Here is a 20,627-nt window from a genome sequence, read left to right on the forward strand (position 1 = left end):
TTCCTGCCGTCCTGATGTTTGGCGCGCTTCCATCCGCGAGCCGTTTTGCTCGGGTCCTGGCATCGGCGATGACCGCGGAGGCCGCCCATGGCTGAGGATGCTGCCATTGCCCAAAGGGGGAAGCCTGCGTCGGCCGGCCGGGCCCCCGTGTGGAGCTTTTCCAGCAATCAGCCGGTAGGCGCGATCCTGCTTTGCGCGGTGCTGCTCGCGGCTGCGGCAGCGGCAACCGTCTCGAACCTCACCGTGCAACTGCCATCGGCGCTCTGGCTCCAATCGCTCGCCGCTCCCGACATCGCTGACATGCGGCAGGTGCTCGTCCACTATGCCTTCCTGCCCCGTCTTGCGATCAGCCTTTTGTGCGGTGCGGCGCTCGGGCTTGCCGGAACTGTCCTGCAGCAGGTTCTGCGCAACCCGCTCGCCTCGCCTGAAACCGTTGGCGTCTCGGCCGGCGCCTATCTGGCGCTGGCACTGGCGACGCTTCTGTCACCGTCCCTGCTTGCCTTCGGCCGCGAATGGGTGGCGCTGGCCGGCGCATTTATGGCCCTTGCCGCCGTCATCGCTCTGTCCTGGCACAAGGGCCTGTCGCCGCTTTCGGTGGTGCTGGCGGGGCTTGTGGTCAGCCTCTATGCCGGCGCCATCGGTGCCGCTCTCATCGTGCTGCGGCATGAATGGCTGGCCAGCCTGTTCATCTGGGGCGCCGGTTCGCTCGGCCAGCAGGATTGGTCGACGACGCTGTGGCTTTTGCCCCGCATCGGCACTGCTGCGCTTGCGATCTTCTTCATGGTGCGGCCCCTGACCCTGCTTGGCCTCGACGATGAAGGCGCGCGCAGCCTTGGCGTGCCGCTCGGCGCCTATCGCTTCGCCGGACTGGCGGCCGCCGTCGCGCTGATCGCGTTTGTCGTTGCCGCTGTCGGCGTCATCGGCTTCGTCGGCCTGGCCGCGGCGACGCTCGCGCGCATCGGCGGTGGCCGGCGGCTTGGCCAACAACTGGTGATGGCGCCGCTGATCGGCGGCGCGTTGCTGTGGGCCGCCGATCAAGGCGTGCAGATCGCCACCGGGCCGCAAGGCGACCTGCTGCCGACCGGAGCGATCACAGCACTTCTCGGTGCGCCGCTGCTGCTCTGGCTGCTGCCGCGCCTTGCGCTTGGCTCGGAAGCCCCGACCTTGATGGCCGTGCGCCTGCCGCGCGCAAGCCGGCCCGGCCTTGTTCTCATGGCACTCGGACTGGCTCTGCTTCTGCTGCTCGGGCGGGCCCTGCGCCATGAACCGGGTCCGCATGGCTGGACCTTCGCCTTCGGCGACGAGCTGCAGCCTTTGCTGTCGTGGCGGTGGCCTCGCGTGCTTGCCGCGCTGAGTGCCGGGGCGATGCTGGCGCTTGCCGGGCTGATGATGCAGCGGCTGACCGGCAATCCGATGGCCAGCCCCGAAGTGCTGGGCATCAGTGCCGGTGCCGCCCTTGGCATGATGGTGGCGCTGTTTGCGCTCGTCGATGCCGGGCGCCCGGTTCAGACGGCGGCGGCAACGATCGGGGCCTTCGCCGCTTTGCTGGTGACGCTGGCGATCGGCCGTCGTGCCGCCTATGCGCCGGAGCGGCTGCTGCTTGCCGGCGTTGCCCTGACGGCCTTGTTCGACGCGCTGATCCTGGTGCTCACCGCGACCGGCGATCCTCGCGCCATGCTGCTGCTCAACTGGCTGACCGGTTCGACCTATGGCGTCGATGTCGGTGACGCCCTGCTGACCGGTGGTATCGCGGTCTGCCTCTTCGCGCTCGCGCCTTTCTTCATGCGCTGGCTCGACATCCTGCCGCTCGGCTCCGCCGCCGTTCAGGGCCTTGGCATCAACCTGAAGAGGGCGCGGCTTCTCGTGCTGCTGGCCGTCGCGGCACTCACCGCGGCTTCGACGCTGATCGTCGGTCCGCTGACCTTCATCGGCCTTATGGCGCCGCATCTTGCTCGTCGCCTTGGCCTTTCCCGTGCGCTGCCGCAGGCCATTGGCGCGGTGCTCGCCGGCGCGCTGATCATGGTCGCCGCCGACTGGGTGGGCCGGATCGCCATCTTCCCGCGCCAGATCCCGGCCGGTCTCGTCGCCACGTTGATCGGCGGCCCGGTGCTGATGTGGCTGCTGCGCCGCCGCTGACCGTTTTGCCTGGAGATATCCATGTCCAAGATATCCATGTCCAACGCGACGCCAGCCCTGATCGCCAACACGGCGGTCCACGATCTTGTTCCGGCGCAGGGCGGCGCGCCCTGGCGGATATTCCTGCATGTGCCGTCCGGGCCGGTGCCCGAGGCCGGCTGGCCGGTCCTCTACATGACCGACGGCAACGCCGTCATCGGCACGGCGGTCGACGCCATGCGCGCGCAGGCCTTCTATCCCACGGGCACCAATGTCGGCTGGGGCGTCATCGTCGCCATCGGCTATCCCGTCGACGGCGCCTATGATCCGCTGCGCCGCTCATGGGATCTCGGCCCGCCGCCAGGCAAGACCTACCCGCCCTTCCACGAAGGCACGTCCGAAGTCCGGACCGGTGGGGCAGGGAAATTCCTTGCTTTCATCGAGGATGAGCTGAAGCCGTGGGTCGCCAGCCGGGTCACGGTCGATGCCAGCCGCCAGGCGCTTTACGGCCATTCTTTCGGTGGCCTGTTTGCGCTCTACGCCCTGTTCACGCGGCCTTCTTCCTTTCAGACCTGGATCGCGGCGAGCCCCGCCATCTATTGGGAAGAGCGTGCCATCGACCGCTTTCTCGAAGCCTTCGAGGCCGCCATTCCCGATGGTTTGGCGGCGACCATGATCCTGTCGGCCGGCGAGTACGAGACCGAGAAGCTGGCGCCGTTCCAGATTGGCGCCGAGGACGAGGAAAAGCGCCTGAAGCAGAAAAAGGTGACACGCACCGACGCATTCGCGCGGGCAATGGCGCAGCGTCTTGACGCTCTCCCGGGCGTGCGCGCCAGTTTCGAACTGCATGCCGGCGAGAACCACATGTCGATCCTGCCGGTCACCGTCAATCGCGCGGTGCAGGCGGCGTTTGCGGTGAGGAGGGACACCGCCCTTTGCTGAACGCCGCAGCAAGACGGTCGGCGCTGTCATTCCTGTGAAGGGGAGGCGCTCAATCGGCGGTAGGAGACGCCGCCGAAGTTTGCCGTCACAAAATCCGTGACGGACATCTTGCGCTTGCCTCCGTCGCTGCAGGCGTAAACCGGCCAACCGGCATCGCTGCATTCGCTGGCAGCGCAGATGCGCGCCAGGCAGTTGCCGATAGTCAGCCGGAAGCCGCCCTTGCCGGCAAAGCCTTGCAACAGGCTGCCGTCCGCCGAGCGCCATGTCCGCGCACGGAATTCCGCCCGCAAAAGCAGTGGTTCGAGAGGGACCGCAAGGTTGTTTTCGCCGGCACGCCCTGCGAACTGCAGACGGAAGCGCGCCATTGCGGTCGCGTATGCAGTCACAAGATCGGCTTGGCGAAAATAGGCGGTTGCCAGGCTTGGGCGGTCAAGCAGATGAGACGTCCACTCGCCTGCCCCTACCGGCCTCACCAAGGCAACAAAGGCAAGAAAGGCGAAGCAAGCTCGTGACATTTCCAGCAGCCATATCTGTCTCGGCGTGCCGGTTTGCCCCCCGGTTGCCCTCCCATAACATCTCGCCAATCGGCGCCCGGCGCAAGCCGCTTGCTAAGGCAGTTCAGAAGGCCGCCGAGCAAGGGATCCTGGAGCCGAAGACGGTGACCCGCATCGACGAACCTGTGCGGGCGATCGCGAGAGGGTGGCGGTGTTTGCGGCAAGGGATCTTGACCAGCCCAGGGTTTCCTAGCCGATGCGAGCCGGCGGCAGCTCGAACAAAGTGGCGCCGTTCTCCCGGCCGCGCTCGACATAGCCGATGACGCCGAACCATCTTGCGACATCCGGCCCCTGGAGCCAACTGCGCGAATGGATGGCGAGGTTGCCGGCGAGCGCCTGGATATGCCTGATATGCCGCTTGCAGAAACGGACGGTCGTGGCCCGGAAGAAGTCCTCCCGTGCGGCGAACAGCGTGTCGGCGGCGTCGCTGTTCTCATGCCAGGCGATGATCGCCACGGCCTTGTCACCCTCGACAAGCGCGTGCGCGCGGCCCTCCTTCAAATTCATCATAAGGTTGTCGTAGGCGATCTTGCTGTCCTTGCCGGCAGCGACGTATTCGTCCGACATCCGCTTCGACAGACCGCGAAAGACATCCTCCAGATCCCCAAGCGTTGCTGCGCGTGCTCTCATTTCTCCTCCTAGCACCCCAGCAGGCAGTTTGCCCTAAGGTTGGGGGATCACCAAGCAAATCGAATCCGCTGGTGGCAGAAGAGCGCAAACTTGTTTCGCTCGACGATGTGTGCGGCGGGCGCGGCTAGGTGGTGGCCACGTCGAGAAGCTTCGCAAGCAGGCTCACGAAGGCGATGAACTCCAAAGCACGCTCGGCGTCATCGTTAATGAATCCGTGTGCCCTCGGATTTCGTAGACCTGACACCGCGCCGCTGAATAGTTGCATGAAGCCCTTCTGTTCATCCCTATCGCTCTGGTCTTGCAGCGCGTTGAATTTCAATATGGGGTTAGATGGACTGAACGCCCGCTCCATTAGTGTCGTGCCGTCGAACTCAAGTCCGCTACGGAGACGCACCAAGCCGTTGAGCGCCTTCACGGCTGCCTCTACGGCGTTAGCATAATGGCCATCCTGATATAGCTTATTTGCCGCACGCGCGATTTCCCGATGAAGATCAAGGCCATCGTATGCACGTGCTGTCCTTTCGATACTGCTCTCGCCTTCGTCGCCGAGACGTTCCTCAAAAATTTCGATGACGGACTTCAGCGTGGTGATGCAACTCGTCACCTTGTTCTCGACCGTGCTGATGTTGCCGAGAAGGGAGTCATCCATCCCGCTGTACCAAATACCAAACACCGGTTGAAAGGTTTCTACGCTACATTCAGAATATTCCAAAGTATCAACTCCGAAAATATCTCGAAGCGTTGAGTTTATCTTAGTTGAGTGACTATCTAGAATGTTACGTCCGTCCTTTTCCGTCAATGCGAAAACATTGAGAGTAGTTAGCTCGTCAAGTCGTCGTTTGAGCTTTGGAAGCGCTGCGCGGAGCTGCGCATCCGACAATACGGCAGTTGGACGTGCAGTTGCTATCGGCTGGCGTGCCATGCTCTTTCCTTGCAAATCTGATTTCGCTGCACCGGCCCGATGCGAGGGACACCTTCCTTCAGGTGTGGATTCAAGCCGGCGCCTTGACTATCACAAGATACTAGTTGCCTGCTCCTATTTGACTTGACGAGTGGTACTTTAGCACCTCGGGGTTTAGACTGGGGAAAACCTTCACGGCGCGGTCGAACGCAAGTAGACTCTCCGACCCCAGTTTACGCGTCAAAGAATTTGCTCGTCCGTTACGTCTTCGGCGTCTCTCATCTGTTCGCCAGCCTTCGGCTGGCGAACAGCGACTTTCGATAGCGTTTCATCTTCATCCGCTACTCTAACCTCCGAAAGCGCGACGTGCTTAATATTCGCTAGTTGCAAAGCGCTACGCCTCGCCTCGCGCTCAAATCTCTGCCGTTGCCCAGATGGGAGCAACTGAACGAAATCCAATATGGTTTCGGTAGGTCTAGAAATGAACTCAACCACAGCTAGGCAATATAATGCTTGGTCTAGATAGTCTTTCGATCTTTTTCGGTCAAAATCGGCAGGGCTGGATGTGATCTCTAGCTTATTCGAGACATCCACATAGACCGACGAAAGTCGAGCTTTCTCTCGCTCTCTATCAGATTTTTTGTACATCTCACTCAATTCATCATTATCACGTGTATCAAGAACACCCATGATTGATTGTGCCACCGCGATTGGATCCGTTCGAAGGATGTATGGCGACAACAATTTCGACAGTGTTTGCATTTCTTCCCAGCCTTGATCGCCCGGCGATAACATCTCCGCAGCTAAATGCACGCTGTATAAAACGGATAGTTTCCCAGATAAATACCAAGGAGCGTCCGATATCGCATGCTTGCTTAGGTGCCTATATCGATGATTGAAAATGCGTTCTGGGAGATGGGCTTTGCAGTAAATGATAAGGTATTTTGACGATTCCTCGACGGACAATATAGAAATATGACTGCAGACAGCATACTTTTTGCGTCGATGAAGGCTCTTCGCGCTCTCAACTAACGATGTGATATTTTCTAAAATCGCGGTAAGAGGTCCGCTTTCGCCGATAGGACTAGCTGCTGGTTGCGGCTCGAAAATATTGTAGTTCGCGTCTACACGATTAACTCTGTCACCAGATGTGGAACTGTTCATTGCGCCAGTCGGTCGACAGACCGTAGAATTACCGAAGCGCCTGCCGCAACGGCCGCGAAGCTCGCCCGTCTGCTCTGCCGGCCAATGTCGGTCATAAAGTCGTCGATCGAGTTTCTGACTACGACAGTGGCAGCGCGGACGCCAAGTCCTGCTGCAACAACGCTGGATGCGATTGCCAGATAGGGCAGATATTCTTTCATTGTGTCCCCCTCATTAGTTCCACGAACGCCGCCAATCTCGGTCAATAGTTGTGCGCGCGCAAGCTTCGCCTCGAAAGGGCATGCTTGAAAACCGTTCCCGTCCGGAGCGTTTTCACCAGCCTTCAGAAGCCAGCTCGAACCGAGAGCGCGCCATCGGCGAACCTGGTGCTTGTCACCGCGGTTCATACCCACTGGAATTCGCGCGCGGGCAGCGAGCCCGTTACTCCACTGCGAGAGGATAGTGTCTTGGATCAGCACGTCAATCGCCGCGTCGTCGTTTCCGCATCAACTGCTATCGCAGCGACCGGTATGTTGGCCGCAGGAAATATCTCCGCCGAGGCGCTTGTCGCCTCTCGACGAGAGGCGGCCAACAAAACTGTCAAATCCGGTTGAAAAAACGTCAAACTGATGAGCATCGATACGATGAGCAGCATCGAAAAACACAACAATATCAAAGAAGTAGAATGGTGCCCAGAGGCGGAATGGGCAGAATGCAGAAAAAAGACAACAAAATCAATGGCACTGGCAACCGATTTGCGCGGCTTGTGTATCACCGAGGTGTTGCAAAGTCGAGGCTCATCGTAGGAAGGGCAGGGCGTGGCTGCGCGCTTCAGTATGACACTGACCTCGAACGTCGGGCTACAGAATACTGCTTCAGATAGAATGGCGATGCTCCTAGCATAGCCCTCGTGAATCACCCGTTCGCCGGGGGATCTCCAGAGGGCGCGCTTGTCGGCGCTATCCCGCCTGTCGCCGCATGAGGCGAGCTCGTCTATGCTCGCAAAAAGCATGGGAGGTGTCATGACTAAGCTAACAGGCGCTGCGGATATGGCCCGGTCCGTTGGTGTTGATCCCAAGGCATTTCGACAAGCTTTGAGAGACGCGAAGTTCCCTTGGCACAAGCACAACGACGACTGGGTTGTGGAGCTGGATAGCTCAGAGCACTCGTCGATGCGGACCGTGCTTGTAACGCTCCTCAAGCGGAAGAAGCCTCGCCCCACCGAGAGCTAATGGCTGAAAAGTCATCCCGCAGAAGCGGCCCTCGTTTGTGCAAACAGGATAGCGACAACGGAGTATCCATAACGCGCTACCCTGAACGGCTTCCATTGACAATAGGAAAATATTCCTCTATACTGACTGCGGCGAGCTGCGTCGGCTGACGCGGTTAGGCCAGACCTTAACAGGAGTATTGACATGCCTTTGACAGATCGACCCGACACACCATGTCGGCACCACTCAAATCACACCACAAGGGGCCTTCTGGCCCCTTTGTCATATATGGAGGCAGGCCAATGAATGTCGCCTCCGAAACCACCCGATCGTTGATCGTCTTCGGCAGGGATGACGCTCGTAAAACCCACGCCTCGGTCTTCTTGCTGCCCGAAGTCGAGGCGGCAGAAAGCGCGGCTAGGCTGATGGGGATGCATTCGCATCGCGTTGAGCCCGGCGAAGCACCCGAGATCGTCATGCGCCTTCCGGCTGGCAAGCTTTTCGACAGCGGCAGGGCTTTCGTGCCGTTCGTCAAATCGGAAGTCTATGCCCGTATCGCGACCCTAGCGGGCGTCGCTGACGAGCGCGACAATGGGTCGGGCGACGACAAGGCCGTCGACAGCCCCGAAAACGCCTCAGCGGGCTCGCCTGAGGCCGTGGCGGGCCATGGCAGGGGCGACGGTGGCGGCGGTGCCGCTGGCGGTAACGATAGCGACCTTTGGGCAAAGCTGGCAGTCGGCGACATGGTACTGGCATCGGAAGGCCCCGACGAGGGATACTTTGAGGCCCGGATCATGAAGGCGAAAGCCAAGGGCATTTTCACGCTGAAATTCAGGGACTATCCGGATGCAGCCCACGTCGACCGCAGCTACTACCAACTCGGCCTGATCCACCCGCGCCAGCTGGCGAAGAAGTAAGCGGTCTTGCAACGGGCCGGGTTCGTCCTGGCCCGTCACCCCTCAACCAGACATCCATTCGAAGGAACCACCCCATGACATGCTCAAAGGAGCGCGTCGGTCGGCTGTCGGCGGCTGATCGAACCACGCGTATTCGAACCCTCAACGACCAACTGCGCCAGACCGGTGCGGGCGGCCGCATGGTAATGACCGCCGGTGTCGCCGCACTGCCTGCCCAAGAGATCGGCGCCATTCTGCTGGCCATCGCCAACTTCGATGCATTCGACGAGAACAACGATCCATGGGGCCAGCACGATTGCGCTCTGCTGCACGTCGGCGAGCGGCAGCTGTTCTTCAAAATAGACTACTATGACCGGGCGCTGGTAAACCTGTCGCCCGATGCATCCGACCCCGCTGTGACCATTCGCGTGATGACCGTCATGCTGCCGGAGGAATACTAATGTTGCCCTCTGCACAGGGCACAGGGGCACAGCCGCCGGTACATCTAAGTCGCCTTTGGCCTTCTGCCGGACGACAAGGGCATAGGCTGCCGCGCCCCTTTGGCAGGCTCGATCAAAAGAGCCGCGGCGGGCACACCAAGGACGGTTGCCAAAGCATCCAACGTATCGATGGTGACGTTCTCCGAGCCTCGCTCAATGCGGCCAACGTAAGATCGATCGATCTCCGCCGCCAATGCCAGCCGCTCTTGCGACAAACCTTGCTCTGCCCGGAGCTTGCGGAGATTCCAGCCAATGATCTTGCGCACATTCATTGTGAGCAAGAAGGCAATATAAACGGCTTGACAATCGACGGACTGACAGTCCCCTATTTGGCGTGGGGATTGCTTCAGGTTCTAAGCAACCGGTTACGAAGCTTCAGGGGGATTGAAATGAAAATCGCAGTTGGAATTATCGGCATTCTGCTTGGCATGATTTCGATGCTGCAGTCCTGCGCGGTCGCGACGGGTGGAAGCATCGCGGCCAACCATGACCTAGCGGGCGCTGGGTCAGTCGGCGTGTTGGTCGGTTTGCTGTTCTTCGTCGGCGGCGCCTTCGCCTTCGGCCTGCCGCTGATCTCGGCGATCATTTTCGTCGTCGGCAGCTTGTTTGCCTTCATCGCGGCAAGCGCATTCACCGATATGAAGATTTGGGCGTTTGCAGATCTGATACTGGCAGTGATGGCGTACTTCGCATGGAGAAGCGCTCGAAAGGCCAAGACCACGCCTTCGGGAGCGGCCCCGAAATGACGATCTGGTTTTACGAAGAAAACGGACAGCCGCGCGGTCCGATCGAAGAAACCTATCTGACCGCCATGCTTTCGAGTAAGGCGCTTCCGGCAAATACGCGCGTTTGGACGGATGCTTTCGGCAGCCAGTGGAAGGCGGCCTCCGAAACGGACATTGTCCCAAAGGAAATCAGGGTAACTCCGCCTCCGCTGAGTGTTGTTCAAGCGGCTGTTCCCGCGACCGCTGTCGTCGATAAATGGGCGAGATGGATCGCGTTCTCGCCGCTGATCATCCTCGCTGCCGATACGATCGTCCTGCTCGCCGGTGGCCATCCCAACACCCCGCCCATCAGCACCGGCGTATCGCTGTGGGCAGCGATCGGCGTTTTCTGGCTGGCTTACAAGGACGCCAAGGCGATCAAGAACGCTGGGCAAAACCCGACGGGCAAGGCACTCGTTCCGTTCATGCTGCTGACCCCAGTCGGCTATCTCTGGCGTCGATCGGCCGTCATACGCGCACCGCTCAGATACCTATGGATCTGGCTCGCCTGCGCGGCGGTCTTCCTGATCGCCGAACTGGCCATAGATCCAAGCCTCAGCGTTGCCAACGCAGCGGAGACTGGAGATCTCCTGTCGTACGGATCACGCGCCGGGATGACTGTCACGATCACAGGCCGGTCCGGCATCGATACGGACCATGCCGAGATTACCCTCGATCCCACAGCCCCGAACTCGAAGGGCTTCTGTATCGATTCCAACGGGGATGACGGTGAGACATGTGTTGGCAAGAAGTTGGCCGACGCCAAAATTCAAGCGAGCATCGTAGCAAATTGCTTTACAGGAAAGTTCACCAGTCCATGGGGCAACGGCTTCCAATTCAAGGGCCGCGCTGCCAATGGCGATTATTCCTACATAGTTCAACCAGACGTCGTTCCGCACGAAGTGCTTGATTACAGAGCCAACTATGATGTGGCGATTGAGGCGTTCAAGGCGCTATGTCCCGCCAGAGTTGCGCGAGCCGATCGAGAAGACCCCGTTCCTGAGGTTGCCGAAGAAAGCAGTCTTGACGATGCCGAACAAACTGCCCCAAACGTGGCTGAAGAATCCGTCACGGACGCCCCTTCGAACGGATCGACCTTCCGCGGCCTCCAGTTGGGAATGACAGAAGCCCAGCTTACGCAATCGGTGGATCGTTCGTTTGCTTTAAGCTCGAAATGGACTGGCACCCTGCAAGCGTTTTCCGCTCTTGCCAAAGGCTTGAACCCAAACGGACCGCAGGGCCAGATGCTGTTTATCGTCAAGGACCAACAAGCTTGCGGGCAGATCTTGATGCGCGACGGCCACGCTGCTCGCCTGCGGTTCTATCAGTGCTACTTCGACATCGCCAGCGGCATGTCGATCGACGATTTCGCGCGACAAATAGTCGATACCTTCCAGCTTGAGGACGGCATGTCCAGCCATTGGGAAATGCGTGGTGATGGAGCGTACCAGTTCAAGTACACCGAGTATGTCGGTGTCAGGCAGACTACGTCCGAGCGCTTCACCGCCTCGCTCCATCAGATGGACAACAACCTGACGCTGACAGTCGAACGAGTTCCCCACGCCAACTTCAACTGAGACCCTTCGAGGGTCTCGGAACTCAAGTGCGGCTAATGGCGTCCAGACGATCGACTTCTCTTTTGAGGTGATTGAGCGTTGCATAGCCAGAATGGCTCAATTGCAAAATTTCTATGATCATCCAAGCCACCCATTGGCTAAACCGGGCAACGTCTTTTTCAGTGACGTGCTGGTGGGCGCCGCGATGGACTGCAAGCGATCTTAGATCGTACATGTCGCTGATTTGCTTCTTCAGCTTCCCGTATTCAGAGAAATGAACGAAACGAAACCCACCGTAGGTCAGTATGCTCGCAAGCCCAGACGAGACAGATTGAGATACCCTCTCCTTTTCAAGAGAGAAAAAGGCTTCGACGCAGCTCCAATATTTGACGATTCTCATGGTCAGCGGAGTGTCGCGGTGCGCATCTGAGAACCAGTAAATCGCCCTTTCGATTGCTTCCTCGACCTCTGTCTTGTTGCCTTTCTGTAAGTTCGTCGCCGCGAGCCCGATCATTCGCATCGCGTCAGACCTGTCCGATAACTCGGTATCTAGCGAAAATGGCTGTCCTCTTGGAGATCCAAAATGCGTGGTAACGTGACTGTCGGCTTGGCTCCAAGACATCCAAACTGAGCGGCCCGGTGCGTCCTCTGGAGTCATGCCCGTACCGATGCGAAACCCTGCAGCGCCATTCTCGTATGTAGCAGCGGCAGCGATTGCAATCAGGCCAACGACCAACACGGTCTGCTCTGAGAACAATCGTCGCGCCACTCTTTCAGTCGCGAAAGCTGAACCATGGAGCCACAAAGCGCCGGGCCGAGCCTCCAATATAGAAGGATCCGGGTGCTTCTCGTAAGAGACATTCGCCGATTTCAGGACAGAAATCGGACTTCGCAGTATCCTCATCGGGCCGAGACTGAATGAGTCCTCTGATTCCAGTTTTATGCCAAAAATTGGAACGATGAAGAAATGCTCGTGTATCTCGCCGGTGACCAGATTAGATATGGCATCGAGGACCTCTTGAGGATTGTCAGGCATAAGAGCTTGAGATAGCCAATCCTGTACGGCGCTTTTCCATGCCCGCCAGATGTCCGAATAGTCTGCCTTTCCATCGAAATAATCGCGCCGAGATACCATCTCGACGACTTGCATGAATTTCTCAAATCCAAAATCAGTGAGGTATAGATGCTTATTCTTTCTGATCCTAAGCTCCCTAGCGAGAGTTCTGTCGCGCGGTATCTCGCTTATGGATTTAGGAGCTATAAGTGACTTGGACTTAAATATGTCTTCGGCGCACGAGAATAGAATACGCAGTTCCTTAGGTGTGAATGGCTTCCCCATATTTCCCTTCTCAATGCGCTGAGCAAGGCCTCAGCGGCTCCCCTTAGGATAACCAGCGATAACGGAGATCGCTTCAGCGTGGTAGATCACCCGTTCGAAGTTTCTAAGCCTCGCATCTGATGCGGTCTCAGCGCCGCAAAAGACGACTGTGGTCCAGTCATGATGGGCGTTCAGGGTTTGACGCGTCTGATACGTCTTGGCGAAACAAGCGGCGCGAAGTGGGTACGCCTCGGGCTGGCCGTAGCCGAACCGTTCGCCTGAATGCTTGAATTCAAGATGGACCGCGAGAATGCGGTTTAGAGAATTTCGAAAGAAAAAGATGGCATCCGACTCGAGTCCCTTACTATCGGGAATTCGACAAGTGCATCGACTATCTAAACCGCACCAGTAGTTGGCCCAGAAAGGCTGTATTGTAGGCCGCGTTCGCCAACGCACAGCGCGCTGTTCGTCTACGAGGGCGGAACTGCCGGTGTAATTTGGTTCCGCCGACGTGCCCCTAATCAACCAATCTCTGACGTGTTGAGAGGTAAATACGCTCTCAGCGATGGCATTCAAGTAGGGCTGGGCTTTTCCCGAATATGCAGGCATAGAAGTTACCTAAATGTCGCTGCGAACATGAAACGTGTTGATGATCCCGTTAGCCGAACTATGGGAAGGTTGGCATTACCGAAAATTTGGACCGGCTATCGCGAGCTTTCTCGGTTCTTGAAAGCCTGTTCAATAGCTCCTTTGACTTGCGAAACGAGCGCTTTGTCATGTGACGACAGCACATGGACGTCGCCGCTGGAAGTGCGCAAGACCAGCGTCGATTTGGAGGGCAGCATCGTAGTTGCGAAACCTAACCCGAAAAAAATGAGGACCCCCCACAGAAGGCCAGCTTTCATCCAAACATAAATGGAAAAGATAATCGCCACCAAAATTAAAACAGCACCGAAACCTCCGGCCTCCTGCTTAATGCTCACACTTCCAATGCTTGAAATTTGATAAGTCACATTCCCGAAGATAGCGGTTGCATCCGTGACGTGGATGCCTCCACTTGTGAAGTTGACCTTCTCCATGCTTCCCCCACCTAGCTTTTCTGCCCTTTTGGACGGTGGAGCATTCTCTCTTTCTTGCCAAGCGTTTTGTGACTTGTTGTTTGCGGGCGCTGAGTTCGTTTCCGTCACAGTTGCGCGGACGGGTTTTCCGGACTATTCGAAAAACGCAATCAATTGGGAGATGAAACGATGTCGGATGCTGCAGCAGAAACTCGTAACGCCGGTGTGTTGGGTTTAACTGCAGAGATTGTTGCGGCGTACGTGCAGAACAACCCAGTGCCCGCGATCGGCCTTCCAGATCTGATTGCAAGCGTCAACTCTGCCTTGATGGGAATTGGCCTGCCTTCGAAGCCGACAGAGCCTGAGCTTATTCCCGCGGTGAACCCCAAGAGATCCGTGTTCCCAGATTACATTGTTTGCTTGGAGGACGGAAAGAGGTTCAAATCCCTCAAGCGCCACTTGAATGTCCACTATGGGCTGGCGCCGGAGGAATACAGGTCCAAGTGGGGCTTGGCTCGAGACTATCCGATGGTGGCACCAAACTATGCTGCTCAGCGGTCCGCCCTTGCGAAATCCTCAGGCCTCGGCCGAAAAGCGGCTGCAAAAGGTGCCCCAAAAAAACCTGCAGCCAAAGCCAAGAAGCCTGCCGCGCGGCGGAAGACGGCTTAGGCCGGAACCTCGATGAATAGATCAGCCGCCGTTGGCGCTATCGTGTGGTTAAGCCTTACGGCCTACCCTGCCGTGGCGCAGCAAACATTCGAAGGTTACGACTGCACCGCAGGCTGTTCAGGCCACCAAGCAGGATACGATTGGGCCGAACGAAATGGTATTTCGGACGCCAACGACTGCGACGGCAATAGCCAATCCTTCAATGAAGGTTGTCAGGCTTACGTTGAGGAGCAACAGCCAGCGCCAGACGATGAAGTCCCTCCCGACGAAAGCGACGAGGACAGTTCAGAATAGCCCGATAGTGCTTTCTTCTCTCTCTAGACTCTTCCGCCTGACGGAAGCATTCTCCCCTCGGGGAGATGGCTATGGGCAATTCTGTTCGGCCGTGGGTTAGACGGCGGAGGCCTTGGTGGCGTTCGCTTCTGCGCGCTCGCCTCCCTATTTCTCTGGCGCTGCTTGGCACGGCGTCCCTCGCTTATGTCGCAACAGACACCCAACACTCACTTCCAAATGTTCATTATCCCGTCAGGTCAACGACCTCCGTCGCCGTGCGCAGAGTGGGCTGTGACATCAAGGGAAACATCAACGATCGCGGTGAGCACATCTATCACGTGCCCGGTCAGGAATATTATTCGGCTACGCGCATAAACCCGGCGCGAGGCGAGAGATGGTTCTGCTCCCAATGGGAAGCGTGGTGGGCTGGGTGGCGGAAGGCCAAAGTATGAAGATAATGGCTATGCAGCGGCGCGGTGAACAGTGACGGGTGACGCCGAAAACCTGTCAAATTTCTTTGCGGCTTTCGAGGAAATGATTGCGTCGATGCCTGAAGCCACAGCGAAGACGATGGGATAAGATCAAACATACCGCTGCCCGGCGGTCGGCCCTTTCAAAGTCTTCTGGCCTTGGTCGCAAGCTGCGAAAACGCTGCCGTCGCTGCGCCAGCCCTCCTGGAGCTACAATTTGCTGAGACGCGATAGCCAGACGGCTGCAAGGCAGTTAGAAACGTTTCGTAATTCTCACCCTGATCGAGATGAGTAGTCTTTTTTACGGATCGGGACATGACAAAATGGCAGGGATAACGGCAACGCGATGATAAAGTCGGTCAACAATTATCCAATCTCACAGCTTTTCGACATAGAGGCCTCGGTTGTTTACGCCGTTCCCCGGTATCAAAGAGAGTACACTTGGGGGAAAAATCAGTGGGAGACAATATTTGACGATGTACAGGAGAATGATGGCGGTTATTTCCTAGGTTCGATCATATGTATCAACCAGACCAACGATAGCCTCGACGTGCAGCGGTTGGAGGTCATAGATGGCCAGCAGCGTTTGACCACTCTTTCCCTCCTCTTTGCCGCTATCTATCAGTCACTAAAATCTCGCGAGCAGGCTTTAAACGACGATCAGAAAATCGAAATGCTCAATCTCAAGCGCAAGCTTGTGCTAAAAAAGGGAGTTGACCAACTCCGCGTTATTCCTCAGATTCAAAACCTTAACCTAAATGACTATCGAGCCGTTCTGTCTGAATTGGGTGCCGTAAGCCCCTTTGATGCTCCCCCGTATGCAGGAAATCGGAAGATTTTTCGCGCGTATCGATATTTCCAAACTCGGATTGAGGAGACAGCCAATATTTCGGCCGACCCGCTCGTATCGATCTTGGAACTTCTCGACAAAGTAAGCCAAGCATGTTTAGTTAAGATTGAGGTTGCTAGCCACGCAGACGCTTATACTCTCTTTGAATCGCTAAACAATCGAGGAATGCCACTTACGGCAATTGATTTAATAAAGAACAAACTATTAGCCAGAGCGGAGGCTACATCGAGCGATAAGGTCGATTATTACTTCGACGTTTGGAGCACCCTGCTCTCGCACCTCGGCGACGATTACAGTGTTCAAGAGCGCTTCTTCCGGCATTATTATAATGCCTTCAAGGACGATTTAAATAGGCCATTTAGAAGCGACAAAGATAAAAGAAAAGACCCTCTTGGCCCAGTTGCTACACGTACTAACCTGATTCAGATATACGAGAAGTTGATCAATCAAGACGCAGGCGCACAGCTCCAAGGGATTCGAAGCGCAGCCGAATCCTATGCGCTAATGCTTTCTAGAAACCAGAACTCGGCGCTTTCAGTTTTAGACAAACCGTTGAAAGATCTGGAGCGAATTCAAGGTGCGCCATCGCATCTGCTGCTATTGTATCTCATTGTGAAGCAATCAGAGTTGGGACTCCAGCCTTCGCATTTGGACAAGATAGCTCGTCTTCTAACGCGCTTCTTTGTTCGCAGGAATCTCACGGACACGCCACCGACGCGCGATCTGACCCGCTTATTCATGTCGATAATCGAGAAGGTGGCCCCTCTCCGAGGTGATCGGGTGGTCGACGCGGCGATTGAAGACCTTCTGGCAGTTTCAGCTAGCGACAAGGTCTTTGAGGAGAAATTGGAAGGGCCGATTTACGAAGAGAACGTGGGTGTTACTCGTTTTGTTTTGTGCGCTCTCGCAGAGGAGGGAATGACGAGAGAGACAACCGTTGATCTATGGAGAGTCGATAACAAACAGTATGTTTGGTCGATTGAACACATTTTCCCACAAGGTCAAAACGTTCCCCCGTATTGGGTCGATATGATGGCTGGCGGAGACGCAGCCGTGGCAAAGGCGCTAATTCAGTCTCACGCCCACAGGATTGGAAATCTTACTATCTCCGGATTTAATAGTGCTCTTGGGAACAAAGGGTTTTCAGAAAAGCGAGACAGGGTCGATAGCAAGGGACTTCCCGTCGGTTATAAGAATGGTCTTAAGCTGAATGATGTACTGGGGTCAGCTGACAGTTGGAGCGTAAAACAGATTGAGGACCGCACTGCTGTCCTCGTTGGCAGGGTTCTAAGTATATTCGCTATCGCTGATAAATAGGACGGTTCGTTTGTAAACTCAAACCGGGCTTTGCGGTGGTTGCAGAGCGCCAAAGTTAGCTTCTCAAAGAATCTCGGGCGAAGCCTAGCTCACCACGATCAACGTCCTTTGAGGAACCAAAATGATTATCGTCATCCAATGCGCAGGCAAGAAACAATCCCCGGCCGGTCACCTGACCAAGAAGGACGGCAGAAAGGCATGAAAGGAGAAATCACCGCCGACATTAGCAGCGCCAACGTTTTTGCGGACTTGGGTTTTGACAATCCAGAAGAGGAACTGCTCAAAGCCGAGCTGGCCCGTGAGATTCGCGCCATTATTAAACGCCGCCGCCTGACCAAGGCGAAGTCGGCTGAGATGCTTGGTATTGGACAGCGCGACGTCTCCGACATTGTTGTCGGCCGCACCGGCAAATTCTCTCTCCACCAACTTATCCGCTGTTTCGATCAGCTCGACCACAAGGTCGATACGGAGGACAAATAGAGATTAACTCCGACTCGCTTTCTTAGTAGAACCGCGTCGATGCCCGGAGCTTCCCTGTTGATCTTTCTCGCGTCGAAGGGTTGCCCGTAGAAGCCCCGCCGAGATCAGCTCCGAGTTGGTGGCAGGCAAGCCTGCCTGCGAATAGGCGGTCCTCATCGTGCCGAATCGGTCTAGGAAAGCCTGATACCTAGGTAGCCCAGCGTCAGCATTTATATGTGCGACCGTGACATATCCGTATGCCGTTTGCAGTCGACGAAGGCACTCCAAAAGCTCTTCGTCTGAGTACTGTCGATCTGCCTTAGGACCTGCGGAGCACTGCTTATAACCGACAACTGCATAGGCGGCTCTTAGGCTTCCAAAGTGCGCAACATACGCTGCCGCAGCAGGCGTATATGGGCAAGCGTTGATAATCGAGACGGTAAGCTTCTTCTTTTCTTTGAACAGGCGCTGGAGGCATTTGACCATCCGCGGTCTCTCATAACCGTAGCCCCGCTTACAACGGAGTTCCCGTTGAGCCTTCTCGAACTGCCTTACGTCCACAATCGGGTCCATCACCCGGGCTCTTGTCCATTGTTCAGGAGGGTTCCGGTTCGGTCTGCCCTTCAGCAAATAGGATCTGCGATTGTAGACGTAGTAACCTATCATCAATTCGTTGCTGAGCACGGCTTTGACCCGCCGGTGATTCCAGACCCGACCATTCGTAGAAGGAAGCCCCTCTTGATTCAGACTCGTTGAAATGCGGCTCATGCTTCTCTTTTGATTCACGAACATGTCGAATATCCGCTGCACAACACTAATTTCATTCGGTGGCCCGGGGACAAGCAATACACGGTCGGAACTCAACCCCTTTCGCTCGCCGGACTTAAGTAGAAACAGCGGCTCCCGGTCTTTGTTCACCAAGAGGCGTCTCACGCCATATTGCAGGACGCCTCCTTGACTGAAACCAAGGAGGGCTTGCTGTCGATGTGCCCTTGAGACCTTGAAAGACAGTTCGCGGCTGAACTCGCTCGCCATTGCGCGCTTCATGTTCTTTAGGATGGTCGAGACCATGCTGCCGTCGTTTTCAAAGGGTTCGGCGCAGTACACCACCGCGACACCCGCGCTACGACAGAGGAATTCGTAGTGGGCGGATTGATCCGCGTCCGGAAAGCGACCCCATCGGCTGACGTCTAAAACCAGAACGGCAGAATAGGCATGTTGCCCAGTCACAACGTCAGCCAACAGCCGCTTCAGGCCGTCTCTTCCCTTCAGGCTTAAGCCACTTTTACCGGCATCCGCGTAGGTATCAACGACAGCGAACCCTCGTTTTTCGGCATACTCGGCGATGGCAGCGATCTGGTTCTCCAAAGAATACCGCTGGTGGTCGGTAGACATGCGAATGTACTGCGCAGCCGGAACACGGAGATCGCTTGTAAGCTCAGTCACTATAGTGCCTCCGCGCGAGCCGATCTAATGCGGCAGGACGACGCTGATGCCCGCATATTACTCCACAACGGGCTTGAGCAAAACGTTCTGAGCCGTCAATTCACGTGTGCTTGCCGTAGCCGAGCGGCTTGACCGGGAGTCGGGTAGCGCAACTCCGTCCCTATGGCGGCTGGCCGATGACGGCGGAAGGAGACGCCAGCACCGTAAGTACTTCCTGCAGCGAACCCGTCAGCCCTTAGTCGTGGCACGGCCTCGATGCACCCGAAGGCTTCATGGCGCTGCCACCGCAGGAGCATTGAGGATACGGTAAACCTGCATCCTTGAGCAACCGACTACCTTCGCGATCTGCGTCGGGCTCTGGCCGTCATCGCGAAGGGCCATCACCTTGTTCCTGTCGAGACGCTGTCTGCCCCCTTTGTAGGCACCGACGGTCTTCGCTCTCTCAATTCCCTCGCGCTGGCGCTCCTTGATGAAACGCCGTTCCATCTGAGCGACCATACCCAGCACGGTCAGCACGATGTGGCCCATCTCCCCCCGGGTCGAAACGTGAGGATCCAAGACGGTTACAAACGCCTCTCGCTGCTCGCATTCGTGGATCAAGTTTAGAACATCGCGAGTGTCTCGGCCAAGCCGATCGAGCCGCGTTACGACAAGTTCATCACCCGGTCGGAGAAAGTCGATGATCGTCGCAAGTTCGGCCCGGCCATCGCGGCTGGCCCCCGATACCTTTTCCGATCGGACGATGCTGCACCCTTCAGCCTTCAGCTTGGCAATTTGGGTTTCGAGGTCCTGATCGATCGTACTAACGCGGGCGTAGCCTATCCGGCTCATGTGGTGTCACCTCATGGTTTAGGCCCGAGGCTACCTTGTCACAAATAGTCGCTGTCAACTCCGATGTTACATCGCCCTTGCGCAATGGCGTGACGTCACTTTAGGGCATACCCTAAAGTGACATGTTCTCGTCTCTCGTGGTTGACTTGCGCATATGGGCGGTGCTGGCCGAACAGCGTCCGTTCGTTGAAGCGGTGTTCAGTCACCTATGGGCCTGTCAAACCTTCTCAATCTAATGAATAGCGTAGGGATCTCCGCAGTGCTTCGAGCAGGGGTTCAGACGCGCTCTTATCAATGCTCGCCGAACCCTGTCTGGTAAGGATGAGGGTGTTAATCGGTGAGCCCTCAATCTGAACTCTTATTTTGTCGTTCGTATATGAAGCGCCATTCGTCAATTTATCAGCAGCTAGACGAACGTCATTGGCACCTCTTAAAATCGCCGTTGCCATAACACTTTCAGTGAGCTTGATATCTCGCATCTGGCAGCTAACTATTTTTATGTCCCTGTTTGTCTCCTTCGAGAAAAGCTCGCACCATCTAATAACATCTACCTTAATTTCGCTGACAGACACTTCGAAATTGCAAGCTTCCCCAAGGCGCGACAAAAATAAACTCATGCTCCTAGGCGGATTTATGATTTCGAGGTCCGAATATGATGGGTTAACCGCGAAGCCAATGCCCCGAAACTCGGTTCTTTCATAAACAACTTTCTCTCCTAAGGGAC

23 protein-coding genes are annotated in these 20,627 nt (G+C 56.6%); 12 read left to right on the forward strand and 11 right to left on the reverse strand.

Features of this window, described 5'->3' with window-relative positions:
• Positions 1–87: 87 nt before the first annotated feature.
• Both fhuB and EN991_RS02535 read left to right on the forward strand, forming a co-directional pair.
• Entirely contained in the window at positions 88–2,136 is a 2,049-nt protein-coding gene (gene fhuB / locus EN991_RS02530) for a Fe(3+)-hydroxamate ABC transporter permease FhuB (RefSeq protein WP_127368067.1), read from the forward strand.
• A 21-nt stretch (positions 2,137–2,157) separates the two neighbouring features.
• Complete coding sequence (locus EN991_RS02535; RefSeq protein ID WP_063170037.1) at positions 2,158–3,057, forward strand: alpha/beta hydrolase-fold protein; 900 nt, start codon at positions 2,158–2,160, stop codon at positions 3,055–3,057.
• Positions 3,058–3,083: 26 nt separating this feature from the next.
• Here EN991_RS02535 and EN991_RS02540 read toward each other — a convergent pair whose 3' ends face one another.
• From EN991_RS02540 to EN991_RS02560, 5 genes are all read right to left on the reverse strand, one after another.
• Positions 3,084–3,422, reverse strand: a complete 339-nt coding sequence (locus EN991_RS02540) for a hypothetical protein (RefSeq protein ID WP_084016304.1) — start codon at positions 3,420–3,422, stop codon at positions 3,084–3,086.
• Between the two features lie 378 nt (positions 3,423–3,800).
• Complete coding sequence (locus EN991_RS02545) at positions 3,801–4,241, reverse strand: hypothetical protein (RefSeq protein ID WP_013533589.1); 441 nt, start codon at positions 4,239–4,241, stop codon at positions 3,801–3,803.
• Between the two features lie 124 nt (positions 4,242–4,365).
• Entirely contained in the window at positions 4,366–5,163 is a 798-nt protein-coding gene (locus EN991_RS02550) for a TIGR02391 family protein (RefSeq protein WP_127368068.1), read from the reverse strand.
• A gap of 219 nt (positions 5,164–5,382) precedes the next feature.
• On the reverse strand, positions 5,383–6,306 hold the full coding sequence (locus tag EN991_RS02555) for an AbiV family abortive infection protein (protein ID WP_127368069.1): 924 nt from the start codon (positions 6,304–6,306) through the stop codon (positions 5,383–5,385).
• Positions 6,303–6,506, reverse strand: coding sequence for a hypothetical protein (locus tag EN991_RS02560; protein WP_127368070.1), 204 nt, complete (start codon positions 6,504–6,506; stop codon positions 6,303–6,305). The genes EN991_RS02555 and EN991_RS02560 overlap by 4 nt, the downstream gene beginning before the upstream one ends.
• Before the next feature lie 246 nt (positions 6,507–6,752).
• Here EN991_RS02560 and EN991_RS39720 point away from each other — a divergent pair, with 246 nt between their 5' ends.
• From EN991_RS39720 to EN991_RS02570, 4 genes are all read left to right on the forward strand, one after another.
• The gene (locus tag EN991_RS39720; protein ID WP_164753410.1) at positions 6,753–6,899 is read left to right on the forward strand and encodes a hypothetical protein; all 147 of its coding nucleotides are present in this window, start codon (positions 6,753–6,755) and stop codon (positions 6,897–6,899) included.
• Between the two features lie 15 nt (positions 6,900–6,914).
• Positions 6,915–7,091, forward strand: coding sequence for a hypothetical protein (locus EN991_RS39725; RefSeq protein WP_164768833.1), 177 nt, complete (start codon positions 6,915–6,917; stop codon positions 7,089–7,091).
• A gap of 707 nt (positions 7,092–7,798) precedes the next feature.
• A complete protein-coding gene (locus EN991_RS02565) occupies positions 7,799–8,413 on the forward strand; it encodes a hypothetical protein (protein WP_127368071.1) in 615 nt (204 codons plus the stop codon).
• Between the two features lie 74 nt (positions 8,414–8,487).
• Complete coding sequence (locus tag EN991_RS02570) at positions 8,488–8,853, forward strand: DUF3768 domain-containing protein (RefSeq protein WP_127368072.1); 366 nt, start codon at positions 8,488–8,490, stop codon at positions 8,851–8,853.
• A 44-nt stretch (positions 8,854–8,897) separates the two neighbouring features.
• On the opposite strand, the gene EN991_RS02575 is transcribed toward EN991_RS02570, so the two are convergent.
• Positions 8,898–9,164, reverse strand: coding sequence for a helix-turn-helix transcriptional regulator (locus tag EN991_RS02575; RefSeq protein WP_127368073.1), 267 nt, complete (start codon positions 9,162–9,164; stop codon positions 8,898–8,900).
• A gap of 27 nt (positions 9,165–9,191) precedes the next feature.
• On the opposite strand from EN991_RS02575, the gene EN991_RS02580 reads away from it, so the two are divergent.
• Together EN991_RS02580 and EN991_RS02585 are read left to right on the forward strand one after the other, a co-directional pair.
• Positions 9,192–9,638, forward strand: a complete 447-nt coding sequence (locus tag EN991_RS02580) for a hypothetical protein (protein WP_245460880.1) — start codon at positions 9,192–9,194, stop codon at positions 9,636–9,638.
• The gene (locus EN991_RS02585; RefSeq protein ID WP_127368074.1) at positions 9,584–11,233 is read left to right on the forward strand and encodes a DUF4339 domain-containing protein; all 1,650 of its coding nucleotides are present in this window, start codon (positions 9,584–9,586) and stop codon (positions 11,231–11,233) included. Before EN991_RS02580 ends, EN991_RS02585 begins: the two co-directional genes overlap by 55 nt.
• A gap of 22 nt (positions 11,234–11,255) precedes the next feature.
• Here the strand turns inward: EN991_RS02585 and EN991_RS02590 are convergent, their stop codons facing one another.
• The gene (locus tag EN991_RS02590) at positions 11,256–12,362 is read right to left on the reverse strand and encodes a HEPN domain-containing protein (RefSeq protein ID WP_127368075.1); all 1,107 of its coding nucleotides are present in this window, start codon (positions 12,360–12,362) and stop codon (positions 11,256–11,258) included.
• 872 nt (positions 12,363–13,234) lie between these two features.
• Positions 13,235–13,609: a DUF6232 family protein gene (locus tag EN991_RS02595; RefSeq protein ID WP_127368076.1), complete on the reverse strand. Its 375-nt coding sequence runs from the start codon at positions 13,607–13,609 to the stop codon at positions 13,235–13,237.
• Between the two features lie 168 nt (positions 13,610–13,777).
• On the opposite strand from EN991_RS02595, the gene EN991_RS02600 reads away from it, so the two are divergent.
• The 4 genes from EN991_RS02600 (at position 13,778) to EN991_RS02620 (ending at position 17,647) form a co-directional block, all read left to right on the forward strand.
• Entirely contained in the window at positions 13,778–14,257 is a 480-nt protein-coding gene (locus EN991_RS02600; protein WP_127368077.1) for a MucR family transcriptional regulator, read from the forward strand.
• A 12-nt stretch (positions 14,258–14,269) separates the two neighbouring features.
• Complete coding sequence (locus tag EN991_RS02605; protein ID WP_127368078.1) at positions 14,270–14,551, forward strand: hypothetical protein; 282 nt, start codon at positions 14,270–14,272, stop codon at positions 14,549–14,551.
• A gap of 795 nt (positions 14,552–15,346) precedes the next feature.
• Complete coding sequence (locus tag EN991_RS02615) at positions 15,347–17,167, forward strand: DUF262 domain-containing protein (RefSeq protein WP_127368080.1); 1,821 nt, start codon at positions 15,347–15,349, stop codon at positions 17,165–17,167.
• 198 nt (positions 17,168–17,365) lie between these two features.
• Complete coding sequence (locus EN991_RS02620; RefSeq protein WP_127368081.1) at positions 17,366–17,647, forward strand: helix-turn-helix transcriptional regulator; 282 nt, start codon at positions 17,366–17,368, stop codon at positions 17,645–17,647.
• Between the two features lie 3 nt (positions 17,648–17,650).
• Here the strand turns inward: EN991_RS02620 and EN991_RS02625 are convergent, their stop codons facing one another.
• The 3 genes from EN991_RS02625 to EN991_RS40255 all read right to left on the reverse strand — a co-directional run.
• Entirely contained in the window at positions 17,651–19,072 is a 1,422-nt protein-coding gene (locus tag EN991_RS02625; protein ID WP_127368082.1) for a recombinase family protein, read from the reverse strand.
• 270 nt (positions 19,073–19,342) lie between these two features.
• Positions 19,343–19,903 carry a recombinase family protein gene (locus EN991_RS02630; RefSeq protein ID WP_127368083.1) on the reverse strand — a complete coding sequence of 187 codons (561 nt, stop codon included), beginning with the start codon at positions 19,901–19,903 and terminating at the stop codon, positions 19,343–19,345.
• 227 nt (positions 19,904–20,130) lie between these two features.
• A partial coding sequence (locus EN991_RS40255; RefSeq protein ID WP_206519145.1) for a hypothetical protein occupies positions 20,131–20,627 on the reverse strand: 497 nt, incomplete at its 5' end.

Origin of the sequence: Mesorhizobium sp. M7A.F.Ca.US.005.03.2.1, from assembly GCF_003997795.1 — a bacterium.
Classification (GTDB): Bacteria; Pseudomonadota; Alphaproteobacteria; order Rhizobiales; family Rhizobiaceae; genus Mesorhizobium; species Mesorhizobium ciceri.